At 69.5% G+C, this 24774-nt stretch carries 22 protein-coding genes and 1 tRNA gene; 11 read left to right on the top strand and 12 right to left on the bottom strand.

Going from position 1 to position 24774, the window contains the following annotated elements; genetic code table 11:
• Positions 1 to 75 precede the first annotated feature (75 nt).
• On the top strand, positions 76 to 1002 hold the full coding sequence (locus tag ACH4D5_RS15330) for a metallophosphoesterase (protein ID WP_398302304.1): 927 nt from the start codon (positions 76 to 78) through the stop codon (positions 1000 to 1002).
• A 132-nt stretch (positions 1003 to 1134) separates the two neighbouring features.
• A tRNA-Pro gene (locus tag ACH4D5_RS15325) sits at positions 1135 to 1208 on the top strand.
• 299 nt (positions 1209 to 1507) lie between these two features.
• Here the strand turns inward: ACH4D5_RS15325 and ACH4D5_RS15320 are convergent.
• From ACH4D5_RS15320 to ACH4D5_RS15295, 6 genes are all read right to left on the bottom strand, one after another.
• A complete protein-coding gene (locus ACH4D5_RS15320; protein WP_398302634.1) occupies positions 1508 to 1750 on the bottom strand; it encodes a helix-turn-helix domain-containing protein in 243 nt (80 codons plus the stop codon).
• Positions 1751 to 1772: 22 nt separating this feature from the next.
• Complete coding sequence (locus tag ACH4D5_RS15315; RefSeq protein ID WP_398302302.1) at positions 1773 to 2561, bottom strand: hypothetical protein; 789 nt, start codon at positions 2559 to 2561, stop codon at positions 1773 to 1775.
• Positions 2558 to 3820 (bottom strand): hypothetical protein, encoded by a 1263-nt coding sequence (locus ACH4D5_RS15310; protein ID WP_398302300.1) that lies wholly within the window; start codon positions 3818 to 3820, stop codon positions 2558 to 2560. Before ACH4D5_RS15310 ends, ACH4D5_RS15315 begins: the two co-directional genes overlap by 4 nt.
• Positions 3817 to 5799 carry a hypothetical protein gene (locus tag ACH4D5_RS15305; protein ID WP_398302298.1) on the bottom strand — a complete coding sequence of 661 codons (1983 nt, stop codon included), beginning with the start codon at positions 5797 to 5799 and terminating at the stop codon, positions 3817 to 3819. Before ACH4D5_RS15305 ends, ACH4D5_RS15310 begins: the two co-directional genes overlap by 4 nt.
• Positions 5796 to 6575, bottom strand: coding sequence for a toll/interleukin-1 receptor domain-containing protein (locus tag ACH4D5_RS15300; protein WP_398302296.1), 780 nt, complete (start codon positions 6573 to 6575; stop codon positions 5796 to 5798). Before ACH4D5_RS15300 ends, ACH4D5_RS15305 begins: the two co-directional genes overlap by 4 nt.
• A 162-nt stretch (positions 6576 to 6737) precedes the next feature.
• On the bottom strand, positions 6738 to 7976 hold the full coding sequence (locus ACH4D5_RS15295) for a helix-turn-helix domain-containing protein (RefSeq protein WP_398302294.1): 1239 nt from the start codon (positions 7974 to 7976) through the stop codon (positions 6738 to 6740).
• 2144 nt (positions 7977 to 10120) lie between these two features.
• Here ACH4D5_RS15295 and ACH4D5_RS15290 point away from each other — a divergent pair.
• Together ACH4D5_RS15290 and ACH4D5_RS15285 are read left to right on the top strand one after the other, a co-directional pair.
• Complete coding sequence (locus ACH4D5_RS15290) at positions 10121 to 14281, top strand: hypothetical protein (RefSeq protein ID WP_398302292.1); 4161 nt, start codon at positions 10121 to 10123, stop codon at positions 14279 to 14281.
• 296 nt (positions 14282 to 14577) lie between these two features.
• Positions 14578 to 15339 carry a glycosyltransferase family 2 protein gene (locus tag ACH4D5_RS15285; RefSeq protein ID WP_398302290.1) on the top strand — a complete coding sequence of 254 codons (762 nt, stop codon included), beginning with the start codon at positions 14578 to 14580 and terminating at the stop codon, positions 15337 to 15339.
• 22 nt (positions 15340 to 15361) lie between these two features.
• On the opposite strand, the gene ACH4D5_RS15280 is transcribed toward ACH4D5_RS15285, so the two are convergent.
• Together ACH4D5_RS15280 and ACH4D5_RS15275 are read right to left on the bottom strand one after the other, a co-directional pair.
• On the bottom strand, positions 15362 to 16327 hold the full coding sequence (locus ACH4D5_RS15280; RefSeq protein ID WP_398302289.1) for an FkbM family methyltransferase: 966 nt from the start codon (positions 16325 to 16327) through the stop codon (positions 15362 to 15364).
• Positions 16328 to 16383: 56 nt separating this feature from the next.
• Positions 16384 to 17607 (bottom strand): amidohydrolase family protein, encoded by a 1224-nt coding sequence (locus tag ACH4D5_RS15275; RefSeq protein WP_398302287.1) that lies wholly within the window; start codon positions 17605 to 17607, stop codon positions 16384 to 16386.
• Between the two features lie 194 nt (positions 17608 to 17801).
• On the opposite strand from ACH4D5_RS15275, the gene ACH4D5_RS15270 reads away from it, so the two are divergent.
• The 4 genes from ACH4D5_RS15270 to ACH4D5_RS15255 all read left to right on the top strand — a co-directional run bounded on the left by ACH4D5_RS15270 (position 17802) and on the right by ACH4D5_RS15255 (position 19778).
• Entirely contained in the window at positions 17802 to 18251 is a 450-nt protein-coding gene (locus ACH4D5_RS15270; RefSeq protein ID WP_398302285.1) for a DoxX family membrane protein, read from the top strand.
• 126 nt (positions 18252 to 18377) lie between these two features.
• The gene (locus ACH4D5_RS15265) at positions 18378 to 18935 is read left to right on the top strand and encodes a hypothetical protein (protein WP_398302283.1); all 558 of its coding nucleotides are present in this window, start codon (positions 18378 to 18380) and stop codon (positions 18933 to 18935) included.
• A 123-nt stretch (positions 18936 to 19058) separates the two neighbouring features.
• Positions 19059 to 19319, top strand: coding sequence for a hypothetical protein (locus ACH4D5_RS15260; RefSeq protein ID WP_398302281.1), 261 nt, complete (start codon positions 19059 to 19061; stop codon positions 19317 to 19319).
• A 93-nt stretch (positions 19320 to 19412) separates the two neighbouring features.
• Positions 19413 to 19778 carry a hypothetical protein gene (locus tag ACH4D5_RS15255; protein ID WP_398302279.1) on the top strand — a complete coding sequence of 122 codons (366 nt, stop codon included), beginning with the start codon at positions 19413 to 19415 and terminating at the stop codon, positions 19776 to 19778.
• On the opposite strand, the gene ACH4D5_RS15250 is transcribed toward ACH4D5_RS15255, so the two are convergent.
• On the bottom strand, positions 19775 to 21004 hold the full coding sequence (locus ACH4D5_RS15250; RefSeq protein WP_398302277.1) for an FAD-dependent monooxygenase: 1230 nt from the start codon (positions 21002 to 21004) through the stop codon (positions 19775 to 19777). The genes ACH4D5_RS15255 and ACH4D5_RS15250 overlap by 4 nt on opposite strands.
• A gap of 264 nt (positions 21005 to 21268) precedes the next feature.
• On the opposite strand from ACH4D5_RS15250, the gene ACH4D5_RS15245 reads away from it, so the two are divergent.
• On the top strand, positions 21269 to 21694 hold the full coding sequence (locus ACH4D5_RS15245; RefSeq protein WP_398302275.1) for an STAS domain-containing protein: 426 nt from the start codon (positions 21269 to 21271) through the stop codon (positions 21692 to 21694).
• A gap of 69 nt (positions 21695 to 21763) precedes the next feature.
• Positions 21764 to 22468 carry a M23 family metallopeptidase gene (locus ACH4D5_RS15240; protein WP_398302273.1) on the top strand — a complete coding sequence of 235 codons (705 nt, stop codon included), beginning with the start codon at positions 21764 to 21766 and terminating at the stop codon, positions 22466 to 22468.
• A gap of 15 nt (positions 22469 to 22483) precedes the next feature.
• Here ACH4D5_RS15240 and ACH4D5_RS15235 read toward each other — a convergent pair whose 3' ends face one another.
• Complete coding sequence (locus ACH4D5_RS15235; protein WP_398302271.1) at positions 22484 to 22774, bottom strand: hypothetical protein; 291 nt, start codon at positions 22772 to 22774, stop codon at positions 22484 to 22486.
• Between the two features lie 285 nt (positions 22775 to 23059).
• Between ACH4D5_RS15235 and ACH4D5_RS15230 the strand changes: the two genes are divergently transcribed.
• Positions 23060 to 23383 carry a chaplin gene (locus ACH4D5_RS15230; RefSeq protein ID WP_398302269.1) on the top strand — a complete coding sequence of 108 codons (324 nt, stop codon included), beginning with the start codon at positions 23060 to 23062 and terminating at the stop codon, positions 23381 to 23383.
• A 66-nt stretch (positions 23384 to 23449) separates the two neighbouring features.
• Here the strand turns inward: ACH4D5_RS15230 and ACH4D5_RS15225 are convergent, their stop codons facing one another.
• Together ACH4D5_RS15225 and ACH4D5_RS15220 are read right to left on the bottom strand one after the other, a co-directional pair.
• Positions 23450 to 24319 carry a tyrosinase family protein gene (locus tag ACH4D5_RS15225; protein ID WP_398302267.1) on the bottom strand — a complete coding sequence of 290 codons (870 nt, stop codon included), beginning with the start codon at positions 24317 to 24319 and terminating at the stop codon, positions 23450 to 23452.
• Between the two features lie 37 nt (positions 24320 to 24356).
• A complete protein-coding gene (locus ACH4D5_RS15220) occupies positions 24357 to 24758 on the bottom strand; it encodes a tyrosinase cofactor (RefSeq protein ID WP_398302264.1) in 402 nt (133 codons plus the stop codon).
• Positions 24759 to 24774 lie beyond the last annotated feature (16 nt).

Here is a 24774-nt window from a genome sequence, read left to right as displayed (position 1 = left end):
GCCCTGAACGGGGCGGGGGTTGACCCTGAACGCCCTCCGGATCGAGGGCCGGCGGGGGTCTGACACGATGGGGGGATGCGCGCGCGATACGCAGTACCTCTGGGCATCACGGCGACGGCCGCGGCCGGTCTCGCCTACTCGTTCGGCATCGAGCCCCGTTCTTTCCGGTTGAGGCGGGTCACGGTGCCCGTACTGCCGTCGGGGATGCGTCCCCTGCGGGTCCTCCAGGTCTCCGACATCCACATGGTCTCGGGACAGCGCAAGAAGCAGCGGTGGCTGCGCTCGCTGGCGGGGCTGCGGCCCGACTTCGTGATCAACACGGGCGACAACCTGTCCGACCCGGAGGGCGTCCCCGAGACGCTGGACGCGCTGGGCCCGCTGATGGAGTTCCCCGGGGCGTACGTCTTCGGCTCGAACGACTACTACGGCCCGAGGCTGCGCAACCCCGCCCGCTACCTGCTCGAAAAGGCACAGGGCAAGCACGGCCTGAACGGCAACGCCCCCGCGGTCGGCGTCATCCACAACCCGTGGGAGGGCCTGCGCGACGGCTTCGACGAGGCGGGCTGGGTGAACCTCACGAACACCCGCGGCTCGCTGAAGATCGAGGGCTACGAGATCGGCCTCACCGGCCTGGACGACCCGCACATCAAGCGCGACCGGTACGCGCACGTGGCGGGCGGCCCCGACTCCGGCGCGGACTTCTCGATGGGCATCGTGCACGCCCCGTACCTGCGCTCCCTGGACGCGTTCACGGCGGACGGCTACCCCCTGATCCTCGCCGGCCACACCCACGGCGGCCAGCTCTGCATCCCCTTCTACGGCGCCCTGGTCACCAACTGCGACCTGGACACGGACCGCGTGAAGGGCCTCTCCCGCCACGAGGCGGAGGGCAGGAAGTCCTACCTGCACGTCTCCGCGGGCTGCGGCGCGAGCCGCTACACCCCGATGCGCTTCGCTTGCCCTCCGGAGGCGACGCTGCTGACGCTGGCACCGCGAGACTGAGGCCGCCCCGCAAGCCCTGGCTAGCCCCGCCCAGCCCCACCCCGAGGAAACCGGATTTCGTCTCCGGCCGCCGGTCCGCTAAAGTAATCGATGTCGCCACGACCTGCACCACAGGCAGTGGGCCAACGACATCGGGGTGTAGCGCAGCTTGGCAGCGCGCTTCGTTCGGGACGAAGAGGTCGTGGGTTCAAATCCCGCCACCCCGACAGCTGAAACAGCAGGTGAGGCACCTACTCTTAAGAGTCGGTGCCTCACCTGTTTTGTGTGCGTGTCTCCCGTTTCGGAGGCGAGGGCGTGCCCAGGATGCCGTCCACGGCGACGGTCCCTGCTCCCGAAGACCTTCGACCCACGTCACGCGGAAAGCCGCCCCATGCCGCCACCGCGATCCGGCCTGGAAAGAGAAACCCTCAGCCCTGCCCCTAGGGTCACCAGTGCGGTAGCGGTGATCACGCGACGCGGGATGAGTGCCTATGCTCCGCCAGTCTCTCGTCGTGGGACGTTCTTCTCAGACGTCGCTCTCCCCGGAGGCGAACCGTGCTCCCGCTTCAACGTCGTCGTAGCGCACCCGGACGTCCTGGATACCGAGTGCGCGCATCAAGTCCGGAAGCCGCACCACGTACCGTCGCCCCCTCCTGCGCACCCGGCATGGAAAGTCACCGTTTCTCACACGCCGGTAGGCAGTGCCCAGACTCAGGTTCAGAGCTTCCGCAGCGATGCGTAATCCGACCTCAGCCGGGAGTCCGAACATCGCCGAGAAGGACACGGACTCGTCACTCCAATGCTTCATCGTCCGGCCTCCTCAGCTCGAACAGGCAGGGCTGCTGGCTCGGATCCGTCCGCTTGTGACGGAATTCGCCACGCAGTCGGCCTTGTCGGCGCTGCTGGCGGATAGTACGCATGTGCGCCAACAGGCCCATGCGATACGCGAGCGCACCCAGTCGTTCGCCCTGTGCCTGCTGGGCGAGTGCACCGGACATCGCACGGACATGCACGACGTCGCCCAGAGCGAAGGTCAGCGAATCGAGTACGGCCGCATCCGGTTCCGCGGACCATTCGACCACTCCTGTAACCAGCGTCTCCTTGGAGTTACGTCGGCCGGTCCGCCATCCGGCGGAGAACGCCGCGTCGACCAAGTGCTCTTCGATCTCGGCTGCATCCGCTTCTTCAACGGTCCGGGCAGCCTCCAGCACCCCCTTGAGTAGACCGGAGCAGACATCGGCGCGCTCTGCACCCGTACGGCGGGAGAGCACATACGACGCTCGTCGCAGGCGGGGAGTGAGCAGCCACACCGCGATCATCGTCCAGTCGTGTCCCTGCCCGGCCGTTGCTTCTTCCCGCAGGTGGCCGGCGACGTGCAGCCACGCGGTGGTTCGGTCGAGGCACCCACGCTCACTGTGGGTCGCGCGGATCACCAGATCGTTCAGGGTGCGCTCCGCTCCGTCGCAGAATGTCGCAGGAGATCGGCTCGCGCATCCGCACAGCGGCGCCGATTCGGCGTACCGCTCCTCTACAGATCGACAGATCCGGTCGAAGACGTCCTGTGTCGTGAGCCTGCTCAACGACCGCCCCTTTCAGGAGTCGGGTCGAGGCCATCGGGCCCTGATGCTGTGCGGTCCCACCAGTCCGTCTCGTCCGCTTCGGACACCGCGCCATCCGGAGCGACCTGCCAATCAGCGGCGCGAGGAGGTGGACCGGCTTCTTCTGGATCGTGGTCTCCCGGCTCTCCGTAGCCGCGGGACGGCGCCTCTTCCTGTCTCACCGCATGCATTCGCCTACGGATGTTCTCCGCAGCTTCCGGCCGGCCAGCAGCCTCCGACATCTCCATGAGGCGACGCAGGAACACCGCGCCTTCGACGGACCCTTCATCGATCCCTATGCTCGCCAGCAGGCTGGTCAGCGGATCATCCATGGAGCTCTGGTAATCGGCCGCTGAACGATGGGACGGGCCGACCTCCCCGGTCTCCTCGCCGGTCGGTTCCGGATGGGCAAGGCCGTCCATCGGGCCTCCCCCCGGCGACCCAGCATGAGGCTGTGTCATGGCGCGGTAGTCCTCAGGTATCTCCTCGTCGTTGGCAGTCGCCGACAGGACCGTCAGAGGGCCGATCATCTCCACCGCGCGTTCAATCTGATCGTCGTGGCGGGCCATCCACCAGACGACCGCGCTGCCTGGGCTCTGCAGGACGTCGCCGCCGAGGTACTCACGAACATTGCGTTCGTGCTGCTGGCGGCTCTCCCACGTGCCGACGGCCTTACGCAACCCCTCCAGTTCGTCGAGGTGCTCCCGGTCCTTCGCCCGCAGAGTGAGCCGGATGTCCGTGGCGAAGGTGATCACCAGGCCTCCGGCTTCGAGAACGGGTTGGCCAAGCTCGCTCTCCATGGAGTGCTCCAGGAACATGCACTGGTTGGGGTGCTCCGTGGACGTCAGTCGCTGGACCCGCTCCAGAACGGACGCCGAGGCCAAGGCACCAGGATTGCCGTGCGACAAGGGGTCGTTATGAACGGCCGGTCGCCACCAGACAGTGGCCGAGAACAGGAACGGGCAGTCCGCAACGGAACTTTCCACTGGCACCGAAACCACCGATGTCTCCCGGTAGGGGCTCTCGGCAGGACGCTCCGGAACTACCTCGTCCGGAGCGGAAGCCGAGGCACGGGACTCTCTCTCGGAGCGCGGCACCCGCATGTCGATCAGGAGCGCACCGGCACAGATCGCCGGAAGCAGGAACCACACCCAGATCGGCCAGCCGTGTACGGCTGCTGCTGCCAGCACGGCGATCAAAAGGCCGACCGACAGGAAGCGCGTTACGTGATGGGTTTTCATGTTTCCCCCGTACTTTCCGCACCAGGAGTGGGGGAGACGGCTCCGACTCCTTGTGCGCGATCGATTTGCCGACAGAACACCTCTGCGATCCGCGCTCTTTCCTCACCGCGAGCGTGTCCGACGCCGTCATCGGCCTCGGCCGATGAGTCGGCCCAGTCGTAGGTGGTTACGTAGAGCTGGTTGAGCAAGTTCCGGTCGCCCGAGGCCGCCAATAGCAGAGCGCCGAGCACCCGGTCGCTCGCTCTCCGACGCGCTAGCAGGCAGAGCCAGCGCTCTACGAGGGGTCGCCAGACGGCAACCGGCTTAACTCCCATGACTGCCCGCCATGCCAGCGCGAACGGCTGTCCTGGAGGTTCAACCGCCAGATGTACGGGATCCAGGAGGGCAAGGAGGAGATCCAGGTTTTCGCCCTGCGCTCGGGTCCTCGGCAACAACGGCATGACCACGCGCGCGTACATGCGCCGATTCCTGCCGGCGAGTCGCAGCAGTGCCGCACGTGCCTCTTGCCCGAGCTCCCCTGTCACGTCCCGGCGCAGGGCGAGGTGGCGGAGCCTCACCACGGCTTGTTCCGGGTGGGTCACAGCGATGACGTGCCGACAGATACCGATCAGCACACGTGCGAGATCGGGCCTCAGGCTCCTTGCCGTGGCCCACTGGTAGACACGTAAACGGAAGTGAGCGCCGTACTGTTCATGACTGAGGCCCAGTTCCAGGGTCGTCGCTGCCGTAGCGCTCAGCCTGTCGCCGACTGAAGACTGAGTCCACCTTTCGATGAGTACGCACAAGTCCTCGGGCCGGCCGGTGGAGAGCGCTTGTTCTGCGAATCGGCCGACGAGGCGAGCACGGTCCTCCGGACCCAGTTCCGCGACTTCTGCGCAGTACCCGACCCAGTCCCGGAAACCCTCGCGGAGCTCCGGGAAGTTCTCCCAGAAGTGCCGGCGGACCGCAGCGTCGTAGGCAAGCCCTCCGAAACGAACGCGCCCATCGGATTCGCGGACGAGGGACAACTTCTCGAACTGCTCCCCCAACCCCTCCTGAGCAAGTTTCGGTGTCTCGTCCTTTGGGTGTTCCACAAGTTCGAGAAGCCGGCTCGCGGCCCCCATGATCGTGTCCGCTGCCGCGCCACTCATCATCGCGGCTGCCAGCAGCAACGCCCGCTCCGAGCCGCTCCGATGCTCCCGCAACTGTTGTGCCACCTGCTGGGACCAGTTCGTCGCGGCGGCCATGGCTTCGTCCCGCCAATGCGCGAAGTTCGTGCCGTGACGCGCTCCGTTACGCGCTTGCAGAACCAGCTCCGCCAGGCGGTCCAGCTCTCGCATGGGCGCGGTGTCGAACATATGGCGCAGCTCGTCCGTGCTCAACTGCTCGTACTCGAACCGCACCCGGCGTACACGCAAATGCCTGCTGAGAACCGCTCGACCGGCGGGCCGTTCGAGGGTCACCGCAAGCTGCGTGAGCTCCGCGTCCAGCATCCACTCCAGGCCCGCCGGGAAGACGACGACCATGCGACCGCCGTGCTTCTCCACGAGCGAGCGGTATCTCATCAGTGTGCGCTGGGCGGCCGCGTACTCATCCTCGGCCACGCGAGAGAGATCCAACAGGTAGCGGTCGGCGGTCGACGGATCGAAGACGTCTTCCTTCACATCCGCCTGCAACTCCTCGATCCGGCTGCCGTCTGCGGACTGCTCTCCGAGCAACATCGTCGCCGCCGCGCGTCGCCCCGTCCCCGGTGCACCCTGCAAAACGACCACCGCGCCCGGCCGCGCCAGCAGTTCAGCCACCCGGCCGTAGCCGCGTGGGCGGACGAAGCACTGGGCCAGCCGGAGTTGGTAATCCCGTACTATCTCCAGCCGGTCAGTGCCGACTCTGGCCAGCGCCTCGCCTCGGCCCATGAACCAGTGGTAGTTGTACTGGTTCCCCGCTCCGCTGTGCAGAGGCCCCTGCGGATTGTTGACCGACGTACCGCTTGGGCCGGTCAACGCTGTTCGTCCTCGTCCCCGTGCGGATCCGTCACAGGGCTCGGCCCACCGTTCTCGCTCGAGGTGTACGGACCAAACCGCTGCTCAGGGGCCTGGTAGAGATGTCCACTGCCTGTATGGACGGGACCCTGGGGTTCGCTGACGAAGGACCCGGAGAAGTCGCCGTTGAGGTTTCCGATGCCGCCGCGCTGACGGTGCTTTATCACCTTGGCCCGCACCCTGGCGCCACCGGAAGCGCCTGCCTCCTCCCCCTGCTCGTCGTCCGAAGCGGTCGCGGGCGATCGGTAACCGTTGCTCTCAGCGGAGGCCGCGAGTTCGGGCGAGAGTTTCACGAGGTCGTCGGCGAGCCTCGTGAGATCGGCTTCGGCGTTCCGGTGGTTGAGCCGACGGTACTGGCAGTCGGCGAGGTCCTTGATCTCCGCCGGAAGGTCCTCTACGGCCAGCCGCTTCACTCCGCCGACCAGGAGAGGGATGACGACAGCTCCGGTCTCGAACGCTTCCCGGATTTCTCGTCGCGTCCAGTCGCTCTCGTCCTCCAGCGGACTTCGGCCCCCGGACCCCCCTGCCGTCAGCCAACGAGGACCGATCACGGCCAGCAGCACATGACTGCGGCGGACTGCGGTGAGCAGTTCCTGGGGAAACCGGCTGCCCGGCCCGATCGACTTGCTCGCCCGAAAGACGTTCTCATTTCCGAAAACACGAGAAAGTTCCCTGTCCACGAGTGTGGCGGTTGCTTCCTCGTCGTCGGTTCGATAGTTCAGAAAAATTTGGGGCATACGAGCCTCCGCTCTGAATGAATGTGCCTGAAGTGAAGAGATGGCGATCTTGCCGCGTATAAGGGCATGGGAGTGCCCGCCGGAAATCCAAATTGACGATACAGGCGAACAGGCGGTAACTGCAGTTCACGCCTGACGGGTGCGGTCGAATCCCCTACATGGCTACTGCCCGGAATCCAGCACATTGGCGAGCGCAGGCCGCAGACTCCGTACCGCTGCGTTTCCACGTGACCGTGACCATTCGCGGTCGAGCCTCCGTACATCGGTTCGCACAGTGGCGGACGGTACGACGGCCATGAAGGAGAGCAGTTCGCGAGCAGTTTCGCAGGAGCTCTCGATCTCGCCTGCCGCGGCAAGCGACAAGGCGTGTCGCATGCCGTACCGCATACGGCTGTTCAGGGCATGAGGAGCAATGCGCCGACACTCGCGTTCCAGCTTCTCTGCCGCCTCGCGCGGGCGCCCCAGGTCATACAGGCACCAGCCGCTCACCATGGAGACGGGGTCGAGGATCTGCTTCGTGCCCAGCACCGGCCCGTCGGAGAGGTCCCCTGCCTTTCCGAGCAGCTCTCGAGCTCGTTCCAGAGCTTGCCCACAGGACCGTTCATCACCATGGAGTGCGTGCCCCTGGGCCTCACGCTGCGCTGCAAGGCCCCTGATCCGAGGCGGTGCGGCGCTGCGCTGCGCCTGTTGGGCCAGCGCGATCGTCCGGGACGCGTCTCCGTCGTAGTACGCGACAAGTGCGCGACGGACCAGCGCGTAATCCGCGAGGTGCTCGTCGCCGCCGGCCCGAGCCAGTTCGACCGCGTCGGCTGTGGCGCTCAGCGCCATGCTCGTATTGCCGTCCTCCTGGGCCATCCATCCGATGTACTCGGCGAACCGGGACGCCGTGACCATCAGGTCGGCTCGCAAGGACCCACTGCTCCGGGAAGCCAATGCGATCACATTCGTAACCTGAGCACGTAGGACGGGCAACATCGCGCCAGGCGCCAGGTTCTGGCCCAGCCGTTGCATCTGAGCAAGCTGCTCCAGGAACAACTCCCCCGGTGGCAGTTCCCCGCCACGCCCGTCATCTGTCAGGCTGGTGACGAGCAGCGAACTCACCCCTGTAGCCACCACCTGGCGACGCGCCGGCCGGGGCTTGGCCCCGGCGGACTCCACCTCGGCGACATATGCCCTGCGCAGCCGCCCACCCGTACGGAAGTACACGTCACAGCGCTGCACCAGGCTCAGGCTGGGAGGATTATCTCCCCGCTCGATCTTCGAGAGGTGCCCTCTGCTGTAGTTCGTCTCCTCGGCCAGTTGCTGAAGAGTCATGCCGGCGCGCTCCCGCAGCCGACGCAACTCCGCCCCAAAACGTAATGGCACGTCCATTCCTCCGCCTTTCGTCACGGTCTGGCGCACCGAATTACTGTTCCACCTTCGACGGAAGAGAGTCTGGCATGATCGAACGCCATTTTCGCCCGACCTGATGAAGTTTCATGTTTCCTCCTTTGGCGCACTCACGTCACTGAATGATTCCGGCCATCTCGTGCCCATATTGCACATGACTCAATGGCCGTAAAGGGCTCCTGGCGGCTTGCTCTGGAGAGCTCGGGGCGCAATCTCGATCGCTCGTCGCGTGACCCACCCACAGGAGCCGGGGGTCGAGCAGCCGGGAATCGCTCGAGTGACGGAGACTGCGACCGCTCCGCGAACAGCGGGCAGCGCCTTGCGGCTGGACCGCACGCTCAAGGTGTCTGGCAGGCCTCAACCGTGGAGGCCGCCGAAGGGGGGGTGCGACCGGTGAGGCCGCTCTGGCGTTCCGTCGGTAATGGCGACAGGAGTCCCCGGAGGTATGGGAGCCCATGACTCAGTGAAGGGCGACGCGTCAGGCAGGCACCTGATGGCGGCTGTGTCCGACTCGAGGATCAAAGTTACTTACGCCGGCAGCCGGACGGCTCTGGGTGAGCTCAAGTCTGTGGACCTTAGTTGGAAGCGCCCGGCGTGCTGGTACGAACCGGCGTTCTCGACGGCGCAGCTGTAGGACGCGGTCGCGGCTGGCAAGGGCAGGCTCGTCAACGCTCCGAGATCGCGCTGAGGCCCAAAGGCAGAGCGACGGTGAACCTGCCCTCTTTGGGGCTGGCTGGACAAGGCCACCTTCAAGCACGTATCGGTCCACACCGACCTCCCCGGCACGCGTTTGTACGCGGTGCCCACGACGATGCCCGTCGCCTGCACCTGGATCCGGGCACCCGCGGCACCGGTGAGGTGAAGATGCCCCCCCATTTCGGCGACCGCCCGGTCCATGAGGACGGCTCCATTTGGGTCCGACCCGACAAGATGGGCGACGCGGGGCAGGAACCGGTGTGCGAGATTCAGTACCTCGGCGCCACGAGGGCGAGCCGTACAAGCTGAAGGTGTCGGTCACTTGGGGCCCCTGGGCGCCTCGACCCGTGCCGGCAGCCAGCCATGGAAAACATGGAGGGGCCCTGGTGCCATGTGGCACCAGGGCCCCGAAGGAATTGCTACACCATCTGCCGACCTTGATACCGCGTCGGCCTTTTGCGTCCGCAGGCCCGACCTGAATGCTGTCGGGGGTGCGGGGATCGCGGTTGCTTGACCGGAGACCACCTCACTATCGATGTCCTGCGGTACCCAGACTCAGACTTCCGCCTGGGCGATCCTGATGGCGTCTTGTTCCTCCGTATTTCCTCGGTGATCAATTACTGCTTGTACTTCTTCTTGCGGGTACTGCTACTGCGGTACTGCTGTTCTGCTCATGGCGGCCCCTGATCACTGCGGGCCACCCGGTCCGGTGGTCAGTCCCGTCGCCGTCCTGCATACAACCCTGGCTTCGAAACTCCACCACCGCACCGTCCTGCGTACTGCTACTGCGGGTACTGCTCCCTGGCAGTTCGTCTCTGCCAGGCCCTGCGGTCTCTCTGGGGTACGAGAGAAACCATAACCACACCAGCACCCAATGTCTACTCCGGCTGGCATAGATTTTTGAGTGTGGGGTGGGGAGGTTCCAGGGGGTGGGGTTTGTGGGGGGTGTGGGCGGGGCGGGTGCCGTCGTAGCCAGCACGTGTAAGCCCGTCACGCCGTGGGCGGCATGACGGGCTTCGCTCTGCGGAGTCTGATGAGCAGCAGCGCGTCGGACCGGCGCCGGTCCCTCCCCTCGTGGGGACCGGCACCGATCGACGCGTACAACGCCGACCCGTGATGGAACTTCGTATCGGCGCGGATCAGGGAAAGTCCGGAAACGCCTTCGATGTGAACGCGGTCCGTATTTGACCGACTGCACTGATCTCTCGAGCCACGCGACGAGCCCGTCGTCACTGTGACGCAAGCCAGGCTCAGAACCATCGGTGGCGTGAGCCGCCTCCGTGAGCACTGCGCCGGTGACCTGCCAGGACGCTGCGTGGTTGGTTCGCTACTGCGACGAAATCCTGCCAGTTACCGGTCTCCGGGAGGAGGGCGCACCCTCGTCCGGACACCTTCCGCGCAGGTCAGCCGTATAAAGTGAGTTTTCCGGTCCGGATGTCCAGGCGCGGCGGAAGTAAGGGGTGGAGGCCTTGAGTTCCGACTCAGGGGCACGCACAAGCTTCGCGGAACGTCTCGCGCTGCTGTACAAGGAAGCCGGTAACCCGCCCCTCAAGCGTGTGGCCGAAGCGGTCGTCAGGCTCCAGCGGGTCGACGAGCGGGGGCGGCCCGTACGGGTGTCCGCCCAGCGGATCAGCGACTGGCGGCGGGCGAAGAACGTGCCGGCCCAGTTCGCCGCACTCGCGGCCGTACTGCACGTCCTGATCCCCGAGGCGCGGCGTGAACGGCCCGCGCCCGTCTCCGCCGGTCTGTACGACATGGCTCAGTGGCACCGCCTGTGGGAGCGCGCGGTGGCCGACCCTGTCGGCGACCGGGCCCCCGGGACCGAGGAGGGCGCCGATTCGCCGGGCGCCGCCGAGGATCCCGCCGCCCCCAGCGTCTGCCCGTATCGGGGACTCGCTTCGTACCGTCAGCAGGACGCCCAGTGGTTCTTCGGTCGCGAGCGGAGCACGGAGGCCCTCGTCTCCCAGCTCCGCGCGGCGGAGGCGACGGGCGGTCTGGTCATGCTCGTGGGCGCGTCCGGCGCGGGGAAGTCCTCCCTCTTGAACGCCGGCTTGGTGCCCACCCTGCGCAACGGCGCCCTGGACGAGGAGGGCGGCCGGGCCACCGGGCCCGTCCTGCAGCTCGTACCGGGCGGGGAGCCGCTCGCCGAGCTGCTCCGCCAGATACCCGAGCTCGCGCGTGCCGTCCCGCACGTCGTCCCGGAGGAGGGCACGGCCGACGAGCCCATTACACCCGAATACGCCCGGTCTGTACGTGAGTCCATCGCCGCCTGGGCGGAGCGCACGGCCGGGGAACGCACGGGCGCAGAACGCACGGCCCCCGACAGGGAGGCGGCTCCAGACGCCCCAGCCCCCGCACCCACACCAAGCACCCGTACCCGCACTCCCCCCACCCGCCCCGTCATCATCGTCGACCAGTTCGAGGAGACCTTCACTCTCTGCCCGGACGAGGCCGAGCGGCGCGCGTTCATCCAGCTGCTCCATGCCGCCTGCAGCCCGGCCAAGGACGGCACAGGCGCCCCCGCCCCCGGCCCCGACCCCGGCTCCAACCCTGCTCCCGCCCCCACCCCCGCCCTCGTAGTCCTCGGCATACGCGCCGACTTCTACGAAGAGTGCCTCGGCTACCCCGAGCTTGCCGACGCCCTCCAGCACCGGCACATGGTGCTCGGGCCGCTGACCACCGGTGAGCTGCGCAAGGCGGTGACCGGGCCGGCCAAGGCCGTCGGGCTCGAACTCGAACCGGGGCTCGCGGAGCTGATCGTCCGGGAGGTGAGCACGGACGGGCCGCGCGGGGCGCACGACGCGGGAGTGCTGCCGCTGCTCTCCCACGCGCTGCTCGCCACCTGGCAGCGGCGGAAGACGGGGCGCCTCACCCTGGCCGGCTACCGCGCGGCGGGCGGCATCCAGGGCGCGGTGGCGGCGACCGCCGAGCGGGCCTGGTCCGGCCTCGACCCGGCCGCCCGTACGGCCGCGCGGCTGCTGCTGCTCCGCCTCGTCCGGCTCGGCGAGGACACCCAGGCGACCCGGAGACGGGGCACGCGCCGCCAGTTGGCGGAGGAGTCGACGGATCCCCACAAGACGGAGGAGTCGCTGGAGGCGCTGGTCCGTGCCCGGCTCGTGACCCTCGACGCGGAGACCGTGGAGATCACGCACGAGGCGCTGCTGCACGCCTGGCCGCGGCTGCGCGACTGGATCGACGAGGACCGCAGCGACCATCTGCTGCGCCAGCGCCTGGAGGAGGACGGGAAGGCCTGGGAGGACTCCGGGCGCGACTCGTCGCTGCTCTACCGGGGCTCCCGGCTCGAACAGGCGAGCGCCTGGGCGAAGAGCGCGGGCGACACGTATCTGACCCGGGGCGCGGTGGAGTTCCTGGCCGCTTCGGGCCGGCTGCGCAGGCGATTCGTCTGGCTGAGCCGGGGCGCGGTGGCGGTCCTCGTCGTGCTGGCGATGGTGGCCGTCGTATCCGCAGTGGTCGCGCGGCAGCAGCGGGACGACGCGGTGTTCCAGCAGGTCGTCGCCGAGGCCGACCGGGCCCAGCACACGGATCCGTCGCTGTCCGCGCAGCTCGACCTGGTGGCGCACCGCCTGCGGCCCGGCGACGAGGGCGTACGGAACCGGCTTATCTCGATCGTGAACGCGCCGCTGGCCACACCGCTCCTGGGTCACAAGGGTGCCGTGTACCTCACCTCGTTCAGCCCGAACGGGCGCGTTCTGGCCACCGCCAGCTACGACCGGACCGTCCGCCTGTGGGACGTGTCGGACCCGGCGCACGCCGAACCGCTGGGCAAGCCCCTGACCGGTCACAAGAGCTGGGTGAGCACCGCGGTCTTCAGTCCGGACGGCAAGACCCTCGCCAGCGCTTCGGACGACGGCACGATCAGGCTGTGGGACGTGCGGGACCCGAGCCGGCCGCGGCCGCTGGGCGCGCCGGTGACCGGGCACGGCGGCACGATCTATCTGCTCGCCTTCAGCCCGGACGGGCGCACGCTGGCCTCCGCCAACGAGGACCATGCCGTACGCCTGTGGGATGTGGCGGCGCCGGCCAGGCCGAAGGCGCTCGCCAAGCTGACCGGTCACACCGCGGCCGTGCGGTCCGTGGCGTTCAGCCCCGACGGGCGGACGCTGGCGGCCGGTGGCGACAACGGCCCGATCAGGCTGTGGGACACGGCCGACCGGCGCCGCCCCGAGCCGATCGGCAAGGTCCTGCGCGGGCACACGAGCACGACGCACTCCGTCGCCTTCAGCCCCGACGGCGCCACGCTCGCCAGCGGCGGCTCGGACAACACGATCCGCCTCTGGGACGTCCGGAACCCCCGCCGCGGCAAGCCGCTCGGCACGCCGCTGACCGGCCACACCGGCCCGCTGTGGTCCGTGGCGTTCAACCCGGCGGGCACGATGCTCGCGGCGGCCAGCGCGGACAGCACGGCGAGCCTGTGGAACGTCCGCGATCCGGCGCATCCGTCGCAGGTCGGTGAGCCCCTCGCGGGCAGCAGCGGGGAGATGTACGCCCTCGGCTTCAGCCCCGACGGACGGACCCTCGCCACCGGCACGGGCGACAACAAGGTGCGCCTCTGGTCGATCTCGACGGCGGACATGCTGGGACGCATCGGGGCGTTCCGGCCCGACGGGCAGGTGCTCGCGACGGCGGCGGGGGACGAGAAGGTCCGGCTGTGGAACGTGCGGCGTCCCGAGCGGCCGGTGGCGCTCGGCAAGCCGTTCCGGCCCGGGGAGGGGCTCGTCCGTTCGCCGATGTTCTCGCCCGACGGGCGCACGCTCGCGGTGCTCACGGGCAATCGCGCGGTGCAGCTGTGGAACGTCTCCGACCCCGGGAAGGCCGTCGCCTACGGCCCGCCCGTCAAGCTGCGCACCCGGTTCGCCGCCGCGCTCGCCTTCAGCCCGGACGGGCGCGTCCTCGCGACCGCGGACACGGACCGCACCATCCAGCTGTGGGACGTCAGCTCGCCGGACCGGCTGCGCAGGCTCGGGCCGCCGCTCACCGGCCATCAGGGGTACGTCAACTCCCTCGACTTCAGCAACGACGGCCGCACGCTGGTCAGCGGCAGCGCGGACGCCACGGTCCGGCTCTGGAACGTGACCGACCCGCGCCACGTGAAGCGGCTCGGCGCGCCCCTCAAGGGACATCTGGGGCCGGTCAACGAGATCGCGTACAGCCCGGACGGCCGCACGCTGGCCGCCGGCAGCGACGACGGGACGGTCCGGCTCTGGAACGTCGCGGACCGCCGCGCGAAGCCTCGCCTCGACGCGACCCTGACGGGACACACCGACGCGATCGTGTCGCTGACGTTCAGCGAGGACGGCCACACCCTGGCGACCGGCAGCAACGACAACACGGTCCGGCTCTGGGACGTCGGCGATCCGGCGGACGTCTCCCCCATCGGCCAGTCGATGAGCCCCAACGCCAAGACCGGCACTTTCCTGGCGTTCAGCCCGCAGAGCCACATGCTCGGGGTGTCGAGCGGTACGGACACGGTCCGGCTGTGGGACCTGGACACCGAGGAAGCCGTCAGCCGTATTTGCTCGACCACGCGGGGTGTTCTGACGCGGGATAAATGGGATGAGTATCTTCCCCGCCTCTCGTACGACCCGCCGTGCGAGGAGTAACGGACCGCCACTGCCACGTGATCCCGATCACAACTCCATGGTCAAAAGGCAGAGTTGACTCCCGTCGCGCATTAAGCCTTGTTACTGTTGTAAGCAGAGCCCGATCGCTGGTGCATCCCCCGTCGCCAGCGGTCGGGCCCTTCCATTGTCCGGCGCTATTCAGCGCCTCGGGCGATGCGCCGTCGCCCGTTCAGGTTTTTAGCCGCGAGATCGTTTCGTACCGAAACTTCCTGGTGTTCTCGTCAACTCCTCTTTCGGAGTCATAGGGTGTGGGCCCAGGAAAGGTGGTGAGTGCCGTGCGCAGGCGGATCATCGTCGTCACAGCTGTCCACGCGCCCTCGGCGCCCTTCCTCGCGGACGCATACGAGTCGCTCCGCCGGCAGGTGCTTCCGCCGGGCTGGGAGTGGCGCTGGCTCATCCAGGAGGACGGCACGAGCGACCGGGTCGCGCCGCACGTCCCGGACGACGAGCGGGTGTCGTTCCGCCAGGGGCGGCCCGGCGGTCCGGGGGTCGCGCGCACCATGGCGCTCGCGCGCGCCGACGGCGAGTACGTGAAGATCCTGGACGCCGACGACCAGCTCACTCCCGGTGCGCTGGCCCGCGACCTCGCGGCGCTCGAAGGCGACAGGACCATCGGATGGGCCACGTCCCGGGCGCTCGACCTGCTGCCCGACGGCTCCACGGCCGGGTTCCCCGGCGATCCGGAGCACGGGCCCGTCGAACGCGGGACGGTTCTCGACCACTGGGCGCGCCACGACTACCGCGCGCCGGTCCACCCGGCGACGCTCTTCGTCCGCCGCGAGCTGCTCGTCGCCCTGGGCGGCTGGATGGCGCTGCCCGCCTCCGAGGACACGGGGCTCCTGCTGGCGCTCGACTCGGTGGCGCGGGGCTGGTTCTCGTCGGAGGTGGGTCTTCTCTACCGCAAGTGGGAGGGCCAGGCGACCGGCCAGAGCGCGCACGTCGACACGGGTGAGCGGGCCGCGCGGATGGCGGTGGTGGAGGCCAGGGCCAGGGCGCTCGCGGACCTCGGGTGGCACTTCCGGCCCGGCACCGACTGAGAGTTCCGACCACCCTCCCTGCTCACTCCAGTGTCTCCGCGTCGACCCGTGAGAAGACCAGCTCGGTCTCGCCGACCACCGGCTGCCGCCACCGCACCGGCGGCGCGGGGCGCCGGATCGCGCCGGGGTAGCTCTCGGCCGCGTACTCGTTGACCAGCCGATAGGGGTGGAACCCCGCCTTCCGCAGGGTGTCCAGCAATTCGTCGACGCTGTCCCCCAGTTGCGTCATGCGGTCGGGGGTCACCTCCACGGCGATCTCCACGTCGGGCCGGAGGCGGCCGAGGGCCGGGGCGAGGCCCCTGATGACGCCGCCTTCCGCCCCTTCCACATCGATCTTGATGACCCGCGCGCGGGCGAGCTCGTCGGGCTCCAGGAGCTCGGGCAGCGGCACGGCGTCCGCGTCGAAGGTGGACTCGGCGGGCCCGTCGTACGGGACGATGCTGTTCGCGCCCATGTTGTTCGAGCTGGCGAGGATGAACGTGAGCCGCTTGTGCTCGTCCGACACGGCCGCGTTGACCGCGCGGATGTTGGAGCATCCGTTCAGTTCGGCGTTCCGCAGGACGCGCCGGTGGAACTCGGGCGACGCCTCGATCGCCACGACCCGCCCCTCGGGTCCGACGAGCCCCGAGCCGAGGACGGCGAAGTACCCCACATTCGCCCCGACGTCGACGAACACGTCCCCGGCGCCGAGGCGCCCGCGCAGCCACCGCGTCATGTGCGGCTCCCAGGCCCCGAAGAGGTACACGTAGCGCTGGATGAGGTCCTGGGTGTCGACGGCGAACCGATGTCCGTACCGGTCGGCGACGACACGGCGGCGCGGGCTCTCCCGGAGGCGCGGATTCAGGAAGCGGGCGGCCAGCGCCGCCTTGCCGAGGGTGCCGGGGGCGTCACGCACGTACCGCCGGCCGAGCGTGACCAGCGTCTCCGAAAGGGGAGTGCTGATCCCGGGAGTGCTGATCCCGGGGGTGCTGATCCGGGGGATGCTCATCCGATCGCCTCTCCGTCGGGGGGTCGGATGAACCGTATCGGCCGGTCGTCGGCCCCCTACCGGCCGGTCCGGTCGAACGGCAGGTCCAGCATGCGGATCGCGTTCCCGCGCAGCAGCTTGTACTGGATCTCCGCCGGCAGGTGGCCGACGTGGTCGGCCGCGACTTCCTTGGTGTGCGGCCAGGTCGAGTCGACGTGCGGGTAGTCGGTCTCGAAGGTGGCGTTGTCGACGCCGACGGTCTCGATCGCCTCGATGCCGTGCTTGTCGCGGAAGAAGCAGCAGAAGATCTGCCGGTAGTAGTACGTGGAGGGCGGCTCCGGGATCAGGTCCTTCACGCCGCCCCAGGCCCGGTGCTCCTCCCACACGTCGTCGGCACGCTCCAGGGCGTACGGAATCCAGCCCATCTGCCCTTCGCTGTAGGCGAGTTTCAGCCGCGGGAACTTCACCAGGACCCCGCTGAAGAGAAAGTCCATCATCGACGCCATCGCGTTGTTGAAGGAGAGCGACGCCTGCACCGCGGGCGGCGCGTCCGGGGACGCGGCCGGCATCTGTGACGACGAGCCGATGTGCATGTTGACGACGGTTCCCGTCTCCTCGCACGCCGCGAAGAACGGGTCCCAGTACCCGGAGTGGATCGACGGCAGCCCCAGATACGTCGGGATCTCGCTGAAGGTGACGGCCCGCACCCCGCGGGCGGCGTTGCGCCGGATCTCGGCGACGGCGAGGTCCACGTCCCAGAGCGGGATCAGGCAGAGCGGGATCAGCCGGCCGCCGCTGTCGCCGCACCACTCCTCCACCATCCAGTCGTTGTACGCCCGGACGCAGGCGAGGCCGACCTCCTTGTCCTTGGCCTCCGAGAAGGTCTGCCCGCAGAAGCGGGGGAAGGTCGGGAAGCAGAGGGACGCCTCGACGTGGTTGACGTCCATGTCGGCGAGGCGGGCCTGCGGGTCCCAGCAGCCGCGGCGCATCTGCTCGCGGGTGATGCCGTCGAGCGTCATCTCGTCGCGCGAGAAGCCGACGGCGGCGATGATGCGCTTGTACGGGAAGATGTTGCCCTCGTACTCCCACCAGTCGGTGATCTGGCCCGCCGGGTCCGTCGTGAACCTGTACTTGCCGCCGATGTACTCCAGTTCGCCGATGCCCGCGGTGAAGGGCTTCGGGCCCCGGTCGCGGTACTTGGCCGGGAGCCACTTCTCGAAGAGGTGCGCGGGCTCGATCACGTGGTCGTCCACGCTGATGACCCGGGGGAGTTCGTTGGTTCCGACCTCGCTGCTGACCACTGTTGTGCCCCCTACCGCTGCCGCCGCCTGCCGGTTTCACCGACCTAAATCTGACGCTCCATCAGATTCCATCGGATCGAGGTTATGGCCTCCCCCGGGCGACGGCAAGCGCCCGCCCGCAACTCGACCCCTTGCGCGTCACGGCCCGATCCGCTGAACTGACGCCCCGTCAGGTTGGTTGGGGAGGACGCGCGATGCAGACGATCTGGCTCGGTGGAGCCGAATGGGTGGCCGTACTCCGGATCGGCATCGGCCTGTGGTGGCTGGAGAGCTGGCGCCACAAGGACAAGAAGCAGTGGTTCGGCGGCGGCGGCATCGACTGGGCCGCGGGCATCGCCGAGAAACACCGCTGGCCTGCCGTGCGCCGGGGATTCGACGTCGTGGTGAAGCCCCGGCCGCGCGTGATGGCGTACGTCGTCGCCTACGCCGAACTGGCCCTCGGGCTCGGCCTGATCTTCGGATTCCTCACCCCGGTCGCCCTCGTCGGCGGCCTCGTCCTCAACCTGATCTACCTCGTCCTGATGATCCACGACTGGGCCGAGCAGGGCCAGAACCTCATGATGGCGCTGGCCTCTCTGGTCGCCTTCTTCACGTGGAGCTGGCAGACGTGGTCGCTGGACGCGGCCCTGGGAATCCTTGTCTGACCTGTCTGACCTGTCTGACCCCCTGGCCTGTTGAAGCCGCAGCTGTCACCCTGCCGGACATTCGGCACCGTCACCGGCACACCGGCACACCGGCACCCGGCACGTCCCGCGGACGAGGAGACGACCATGAGCGACCGCGCCCCCGACGAGAAAGCGACCCCTGAGGCACGCCCCGAGCCGGACCCCGACGCGGCTCTCCGGGCAGGTCACGCCGCCCGCGCCAAGAGCGCCGCCTTCCGCGCCGCGGCGGTCCGCCACCACATCGAGCGGCACGGCGCCGAGCAGAACACCTCCTGGAAGGCCGCCCACGCGGCCCGCGTCTGCGCCCAGGCCCTCGCCGTGCTCTCCGAGTCCGCCCCCGACCCGGCGGCGGACTCCCGCTGCGCGCGCAACGCCGCGGCCGCCGCCGCGCAGGCCGCCCAGCTGGGACAGCTGCACGACGGTGAGAGCGGGCCCGTCGACGCCGCGTACCGCGCCGCGCTCGAGGCGTCGCAGGCGGCAGCGGCCGCGGCGGGCCGGGACGCCCTCGGCGCGGACGAGGCGCTGAACGCCGCGGCGGACCGGGCGGAGGCGGCCGCCGTCACCGCCGCCGAGCGCGCGGGCTGGATACGGCCTGGCCAACGCCTCCCGGAGATGTCGACGGGCCTGCGCAGCCCCGAGCTCATGTCGATGCTGCACTTCTGACGCGTGCGCTGCTCTGTGCTCAGCTCCCCGCGCCGCTCTGTCCTCATCGCTCGGACGGTGGAATTGCCCGGGTTACCGGCGGTGTCGGCGCACCTTCCTGCGCTCTTCGCCGTTTGAAAGACCATGAACAACTCGAAGCGCATGCTCACCGCTCTGACCCTGGCCGCCGCCGCCGTCGCCGCGACCGCCCCCGCTCACGCCGCCGCCGCGGCCTCGCCCGAAGAGGGACAGGGCAATGTGGGCCGGGCCGTCGGCGAGACCCTGATGGACCCCATCGAGAAGGGCCAGCAGGTGATGGACGCGGGCAAGATCGCCCTGTCCGTGGTCGACACCGGGCTGAAGTCCGTGCGGACGAGCACGCAGGCCGCCACCACCGGACGCTGACCGCACCCGGGAACCCGCACCCGCGCACACCGACCCGCCCTCCTTCGGCGGCCCGCTCAGGACACCGGCGGGCGTCCGGAGGAGGATGGGGACGTGCTTACCGTGCTGGTGCTGGTCGGGCGGGAGAACGAGAAGGATCTGATCGCCCGGATCGAGAGCATCCCCGACGTGTGCGTCCTGTCCCACACCGATGACAGCACGCTGGCCCTCGCCCGGGCCCGGGTGCTGCTCCCGGACGTGCTGGTCATCGACCTCAGCGCCTGCCTTCCCGGGGACGCGGCCGCGGTCGTCCACCGGGCGCGCGGTCTCGGTCTGCCCAGCGAGCTGGTCGTGCACGGGGGCGACGCGGTCGTCGGCGCCGTCTCCTGCGACGGAGAACCCCTCCCCGCGCGCGAGAGCGGCCCGGGCGGCCTGGTCCGTACGCTCACCCGGCTGGCCCGCAGGCAGCACGCCTCCTAGACGCCGCTCCCCGCCCGGCCGCGGCGGCTCTGCAGCGTACGGGCGAGACGCGGACCCAGGCGCTGCTTGAGCCAGCGCAGGGCCTGGAGGCGGCCGACGGCCTGGTCCAAGTGGAAGTAGAGCTGCGGCGGCACATGGGGCAGGAGCGGCGAGTGCCGCTGGCCGAGCAGCGCGAACATCTGGTGCGGCTCCAGACCCATGTAGCGGGGCAGGTTCTCGTACCACTGGGCGCTGTGCCGCGCGGCGCTCTGCACCGAGAGCAGGGCCTGCTTGCGTTCCCTTTCGTACGCGGCGAGGGCGGCGGGGAGCTCCGCCGGTGCGGTGGCGGTCCGCAGGGCGCGGGCGAGGCCCATCGCGTCGCGGAGCGCGAGGGTCGTGCCTGCCCCGATGGAGTAGTGCGTCGTGTGGGCGGCGTCGCCGATCAGCACGAGGCCGTCGTACGACCAGGACGCGTTGGTGACGGTGGGGAAGGCCTGCCACTGGGCGGGGCTCTCGATGTCCCTGCGGCCGAGCAGTTCATGGCCATCGAGCAGGTCGGCGAAGAGCTTCTCCAGCAGGCGCAGCGCATCGCCGTGGCCGAGCCGGTCGAAGCCGAGCGCCGCCCAGGTCGTGGCGGAGCACTCGACGACGCAGGTGCTGTGCCCGGCGCTGAATCCGTAGGCGTAACACCAGATCCAGCCGTGGTCGGTCTCGACGAAGGCGAAGGTGAACGCGGTGAAGACGCGGGTGGTGCCGAGCCAGATGAAGCGGTTGGCGCCGGTGGTCACCCGCGTGCCGAACCGGTCCGCGTGTTCGGCGCGGAGCCTGCTGCGCGCCCCGTCGCCGGCGACGACGAGGTCCGCGTCGGGGAGGTCCGCGCGGCCGCCGATCTCACGGCCGAACTCCAGGCGTACGCCCAGGGACCGGGCCCGGTCGGCGAGGACGGTCCGCAGCCGGTGGCGGGCGATGGCGTGCCCGGGGTCGCCGTCGTGGGCCGTGGTCCGGTCGCCCACATGGGCGAATCCGCCCTGCCAGCGCACGGACTGCTCCTCGATGAGCCGGGCGGACTCGGGGTCGTGGGCGTACAGGTCCGCCAGGAGGTCCGGCCAGTACGTGACGCCCCAGCCGAAACAGGCGTCGGCCGCGTGCCGCTCGTGGACCGTGATCTCGTGGGACGGGTCCTGGAGCTTGGCGAGGACGGCCAGGTACAGGGAGGCAGGTCCGCCACCGACGCAATCGATCTTCACGCGCGCTCCTGATGTCGTCGGCCTGGAGTCGTCCGGAGAGGGGCCGAGGGGCACCAACGTAAGCGGCGGCTGTACGTCCAGGGCGGGTCCCAGCGCCGGACGGACGGGTGAATTGTCCGATTCGGGTGGTCGGCTTTCGGCGCCGGCCCGGTCGGCTTCCGGTGCCTGGTGACAGCTGTGACTTGGCCCCGTGGGCTGACGTCTCCCTGTCGATCCTGTATACGTCGATCCTGGATCGTCGACGAAACCGGAGGTGTGATGGGCATGCAGTCCCACCGTTTGTCCATCGCGGGCCTCGCCCACTCCGACCTCTGCGCCGTGCTGCGGCTCAGCGGCGAACTCGACCAGGCGTCCGAGAAGTTCTTCATGGACACCCTGGCCGGTGCGGTCGACGCGGGCCGGCGCCACATCGTCCTCGACGTGACGGCGCTGACGTTCTGCGACTCCCGCGGCCTGAACTGCCTGCTCGCCCTGCACTGGCTCCTGCGGCGGCGGTCCGGTGACCTGATGCTGGCGGGCGTGGGCCGCCGCCTTGCCACACTGCTCGAACACAGCGGGAGCACCGCCCTGTTCTCGTCACACACCTCGGTCGGCCAGGCCCTGCGCTCCCTCCCGGAGCACGCCCGCCCCCACTGGCCGCCGCCCGCGGAGCTCGGCGCGGACGAAGAGGTCTTCCCTCCGACGGCCTAGCGAGGGCGGCATACGCCGGGCGGCTCACCCGAGATGCGAGGCGGGCGCGGCACCGATGAGCTGTCGGACATGGAACAGGACATAGCCAGTGCGGCAAAAGGGGTCACCACGCGGCGTCGCGCTCTGGGGGCCGCCGCGGCGCTGCTGGCCGGCGGCGCGCTGCCGCTGACAGCGTCCCGCGCCGCCGCCCGGGCAGACCACTCCCCGTCAGACCCCTCCCCGCCAGGCCACTCCCCGTCGGACCACTCCTCTTCGGACCACGTCTGTACGGGTGCCTACGACGCCGAGTTCGAAGCCGCCCTGGCCGAGGCGGACGACCGGCTCGGCCTGGATGAGACGCGCAGGGTCCCGGAAGCCCCGCCGGAGCAGTACGCGATGCCGCTGCGCGTCGGATTCCGGGTCTCCGCGCCCTACGGCATACGCGGCAACTGGCTCGCCGGCCACCACACGGGCATCGACCTCGCCGTGCCGGAGGGGACGCCGGTGTACGCCGTGGGTGCGGGCACGGTCCTCGTCGCCCGGTGGTCCGGCGCGTACGGCAACGCCGTGACGGTGCGGATGCCGGACGGCCACTACGCCCTCGTCGCCCATCTGTCGAGCATCGCGGTCCGCGAGGACCAGGCCGTCGAGGCCGGTTTCCTCCTCGGCAGGAGCGGGGCCACCGGGCGTGCCACGGGCCCGCACCTCCACCTGGAGATACGGGCCCGGCGTGAATACGGTTCGGACATCGACCCGGTGAGTTACCTGGCCGAGCGCGGAGTGCAGCTCATCTGACCGTCGGGCGCCGGCCTACTGGATGCCGGGCACGAGGTTCGTGAGGGGGGCCACCAGGTCGGTGATCTGGCGCAGCTGGTTCAGCTCGTTCAGGTTGTTGAGGCCGACCAGCTGGTCCTTGAGGTGCGGCATCCGGGCCGCCTGGTCCGCGGGCATGCCGGTCGTGCCGAGGCCGTCGATGGTGTCGAGCACCTCCATCCTTCCCGTGTCCTGGGTGGGGGCGGACGCCTGGGCGGCCGGCGTGGCCAGAGCCACCGCGCCGGCGGCCAGCGAGACGGCGGTGATGAGTCGTCGTGCTGAAGTCATGTTTTCAGAACCGGCCGGGGCTCCCGAAAGTCACGGGTCCGGCCGAGGCCTCACTCAGGAAGCGCATTCGCGGCCCTCTGTACGCGGGGCGCGCCCGGCCGCGGACCGCCGCCACCCGTTCGGGCCAGTTGTCCCACTTATCGCCACGGCATTTCGCGAAAACGATGCATTCATCCAGCATGGTCATGCCGTACGCCCGCACCGTGACCTCGCCTCGGCGAAAGCAGTTGGACAATAGGCGGTTGCGTGTGGGCAGCCGCTCTATCCGAATCAAAGGAGAAAGTGATGTCTCGCATCGCGAAGGCAGCCGCTGTCACCCTCACCACCGGAGCGGTCGTCATCGGCGGCGCCGGTATGGCCCTGGCGGATGCCGGTGCGTCGGGTTCCGCGGTCGGTTCCCCCGGTGTGCTCTCGGGCAACCTGCTGCAGGTCCCGATCCACGTCCCGCTGAACGTCTGCGGCAACACCGTCGACGTCATCGGCCTGCTGAACCCCGCCTTCGGCAACCCGTGCGTGAACAACGGCGGCCACAAGGGCGGTCACCACAACGGCGGCGGTCACCACGGTGGCGGTCACAACGGCGGCGGCCACTCCGGCTACGGCGGCTGACCCCACCCCGACGAAGCCCCCGCCGCGCGTTCCGCCGGGGGCTTCCTCATGCTCCTTCAGGCTCCGTCAGGCGTACTTGTAAAGCCCCTTGTGCCCGAGCAGTTCGCCCGGGGTGACGTCCCAGGGCGGCATCGGCTCGTCGCGGGCGACGATGCGCCCGTGCTGGGACGAGCCGGGGCCCGGCGGCCGCTCCGGCAGATAGGGGGCGGACTCGGGGTGCCGGCGCCGCCACCGGTCCCAGAGCAGGTCCACGAAGGCGTGGTTGAGCCAGAAGACCGGGTCGTTGACCGACGCCCCGCCCAGCATGTGGCCGCCGACCCAGCGGTGGACACGGTTGTGGTTCTGCCACCGCTCGGTGCCGCTCGCGGACGTCCAGCCCTCCAGCCTGTTGCGGAAGCCCTCCGGTGACGTGGAGTTCCACGGCGGCACGTCGTAGCGGGGATCGGCCAGGGCGCGCGCCACGTCCCGCGCCGTGGGCAGGTCGATCGGGTCCTTGGGGCGCCCGAGGTCTCGGGTGAGGAAGTCCCCGTCGGTGACCCCCTCCTTGATCTTCCAGCGCCCGTGCCGGTACGCGAACGGGCCGGTCATGACCTGCCGGTCGCCCCGCCGTCCGTTCCCGCCCATCAGGTCCTCGCCCCACAGCGACGCGGCCGGACCGCGGTCCTTCGTCCAGTCCCAGTAGGGGACGGTGACGCCGGGGTCGACGCGCTGGAGGGCCCGCTCGAAGTCGAGCAGGAAGCGGCGGTGCCAGGGGAAGAACGAGGGGGTCATATGGGCGACGCGGAGTCGCTGCTCCCCGTCCGACACATAGAAGTCGATGTGCGTGCGGACGAATTCGTCGTACTCGCCCCGGCGTTTGAGCTTCAGCACCGCGTCGACGAAGCGGCGCCGCTCCGGGCGGCTGAGGCTCCGCTGGTTCCTGCGCGTGGGGGCCATGCCCGTCCCTTCCGCGTTCGGGGGCCATGTGGCCGGCTCAGTGGCCGCGGCCGCTCAGGGCCTGGAGGGGGCCGAGTTCGTCGACGGCTCCTCGGGCGGCGGCCAGCGGCGTCGCGTACGAACCGTAGTGGTCCACCATGCTCAGATAGCTGCCGTCCGCGCGGCGCATCAGCGCGAGCCGCCGCCCGTCGACGGTGACGCGCCAGCCCGCGGAGTCGTGCCCGGCCTGCTGGGCCATCGGTTCCCCCTGGATGCGGCGGCCCTGGTACGTCTCGTCGAACGGCGGGTCCGCGGGCGCGGCCGCCGGTCCCGGTGCGGGCGGGTCGGGGGCGGGCCGGTCCGGCAGGGCGCGGACGACGCCGGCGGCGCCGAGGAGCGCCGCGGCCGCGGCCCCGATGAGGTGACGGCGGGTCACCCGGTCGGCCAGGTTCTTCTCCATCGGGCTCGATCCGTCC

The organism is Streptomyces sp. NPDC018029 (assembly GCF_044327655.1).
Classification (GTDB): Bacteria; Actinomycetota; Actinomycetes; order Streptomycetales; family Streptomycetaceae; genus Streptomyces.
Note: the sequence above shows the minus strand (reverse complement) of the source record. Positions and strands in the feature narration are given on the sequence as shown.

Coding starts and splice junctions, on each gene's coding strand:
- ACH4D5_RS15330 (WP_398302304.1), top strand. CDS start 76: ATGCGCGCGCGATACGCAGTACCTCTGGGCATCACGGCGACGGCCGCG.
- ACH4D5_RS15320 (WP_398302634.1), bottom strand. CDS start 1,750: ATGTTCGGACTCCCGGCTGAGGTCGGATTACGCATCGCTGCGGAAGCT.
- ACH4D5_RS15310 (WP_398302300.1), bottom strand. CDS start 3,820: ATGAAAACCCATCACGTAACGCGCTTCCTGTCGGTCGGCCTTTTGATC.
- ACH4D5_RS15300 (WP_398302296.1), bottom strand. CDS start 6,575: ATGCCCCAAATTTTTCTGAACTATCGAACCGACGACGAGGAAGCAACC.
- ACH4D5_RS15280 (WP_398302289.1), bottom strand. CDS start 16,327: ATGAGCATCCCCCGGATCAGCACCCCCGGGATCAGCACTCCCGGGATC.
- ACH4D5_RS15270 (WP_398302285.1), top strand. CDS start 17,802: ATGCAGACGATCTGGCTCGGTGGAGCCGAATGGGTGGCCGTACTCCGG.
- ACH4D5_RS15265 (WP_398302283.1), top strand. CDS start 18,378: ATGAGCGACCGCGCCCCCGACGAGAAAGCGACCCCTGAGGCACGCCCC.
- ACH4D5_RS15260 (WP_398302281.1), top strand. CDS start 19,059: ATGAACAACTCGAAGCGCATGCTCACCGCTCTGACCCTGGCCGCCGCC.
- ACH4D5_RS15245 (WP_398302275.1), top strand. CDS start 21,269: ATGCAGTCCCACCGTTTGTCCATCGCGGGCCTCGCCCACTCCGACCTC.
- ACH4D5_RS15240 (WP_398302273.1), top strand. CDS start 21,764: ATGGAACAGGACATAGCCAGTGCGGCAAAAGGGGTCACCACGCGGCGT.
- ACH4D5_RS15235 (WP_398302271.1), bottom strand. CDS start 22,774: ATGACTTCAGCACGACGACTCATCACCGCCGTCTCGCTGGCCGCCGGC.
- ACH4D5_RS15230 (WP_398302269.1), top strand. CDS start 23,060: ATGTCTCGCATCGCGAAGGCAGCCGCTGTCACCCTCACCACCGGAGCG.
- ACH4D5_RS15225 (WP_398302267.1), bottom strand. CDS start 24,319: ATGGCCCCCACGCGCAGGAACCAGCGGAGCCTCAGCCGCCCGGAGCGG.
- ACH4D5_RS15220 (WP_398302264.1), bottom strand. CDS start 24,758: ATGGAGAAGAACCTGGCCGACCGGGTGACCCGCCGTCACCTCATCGGG.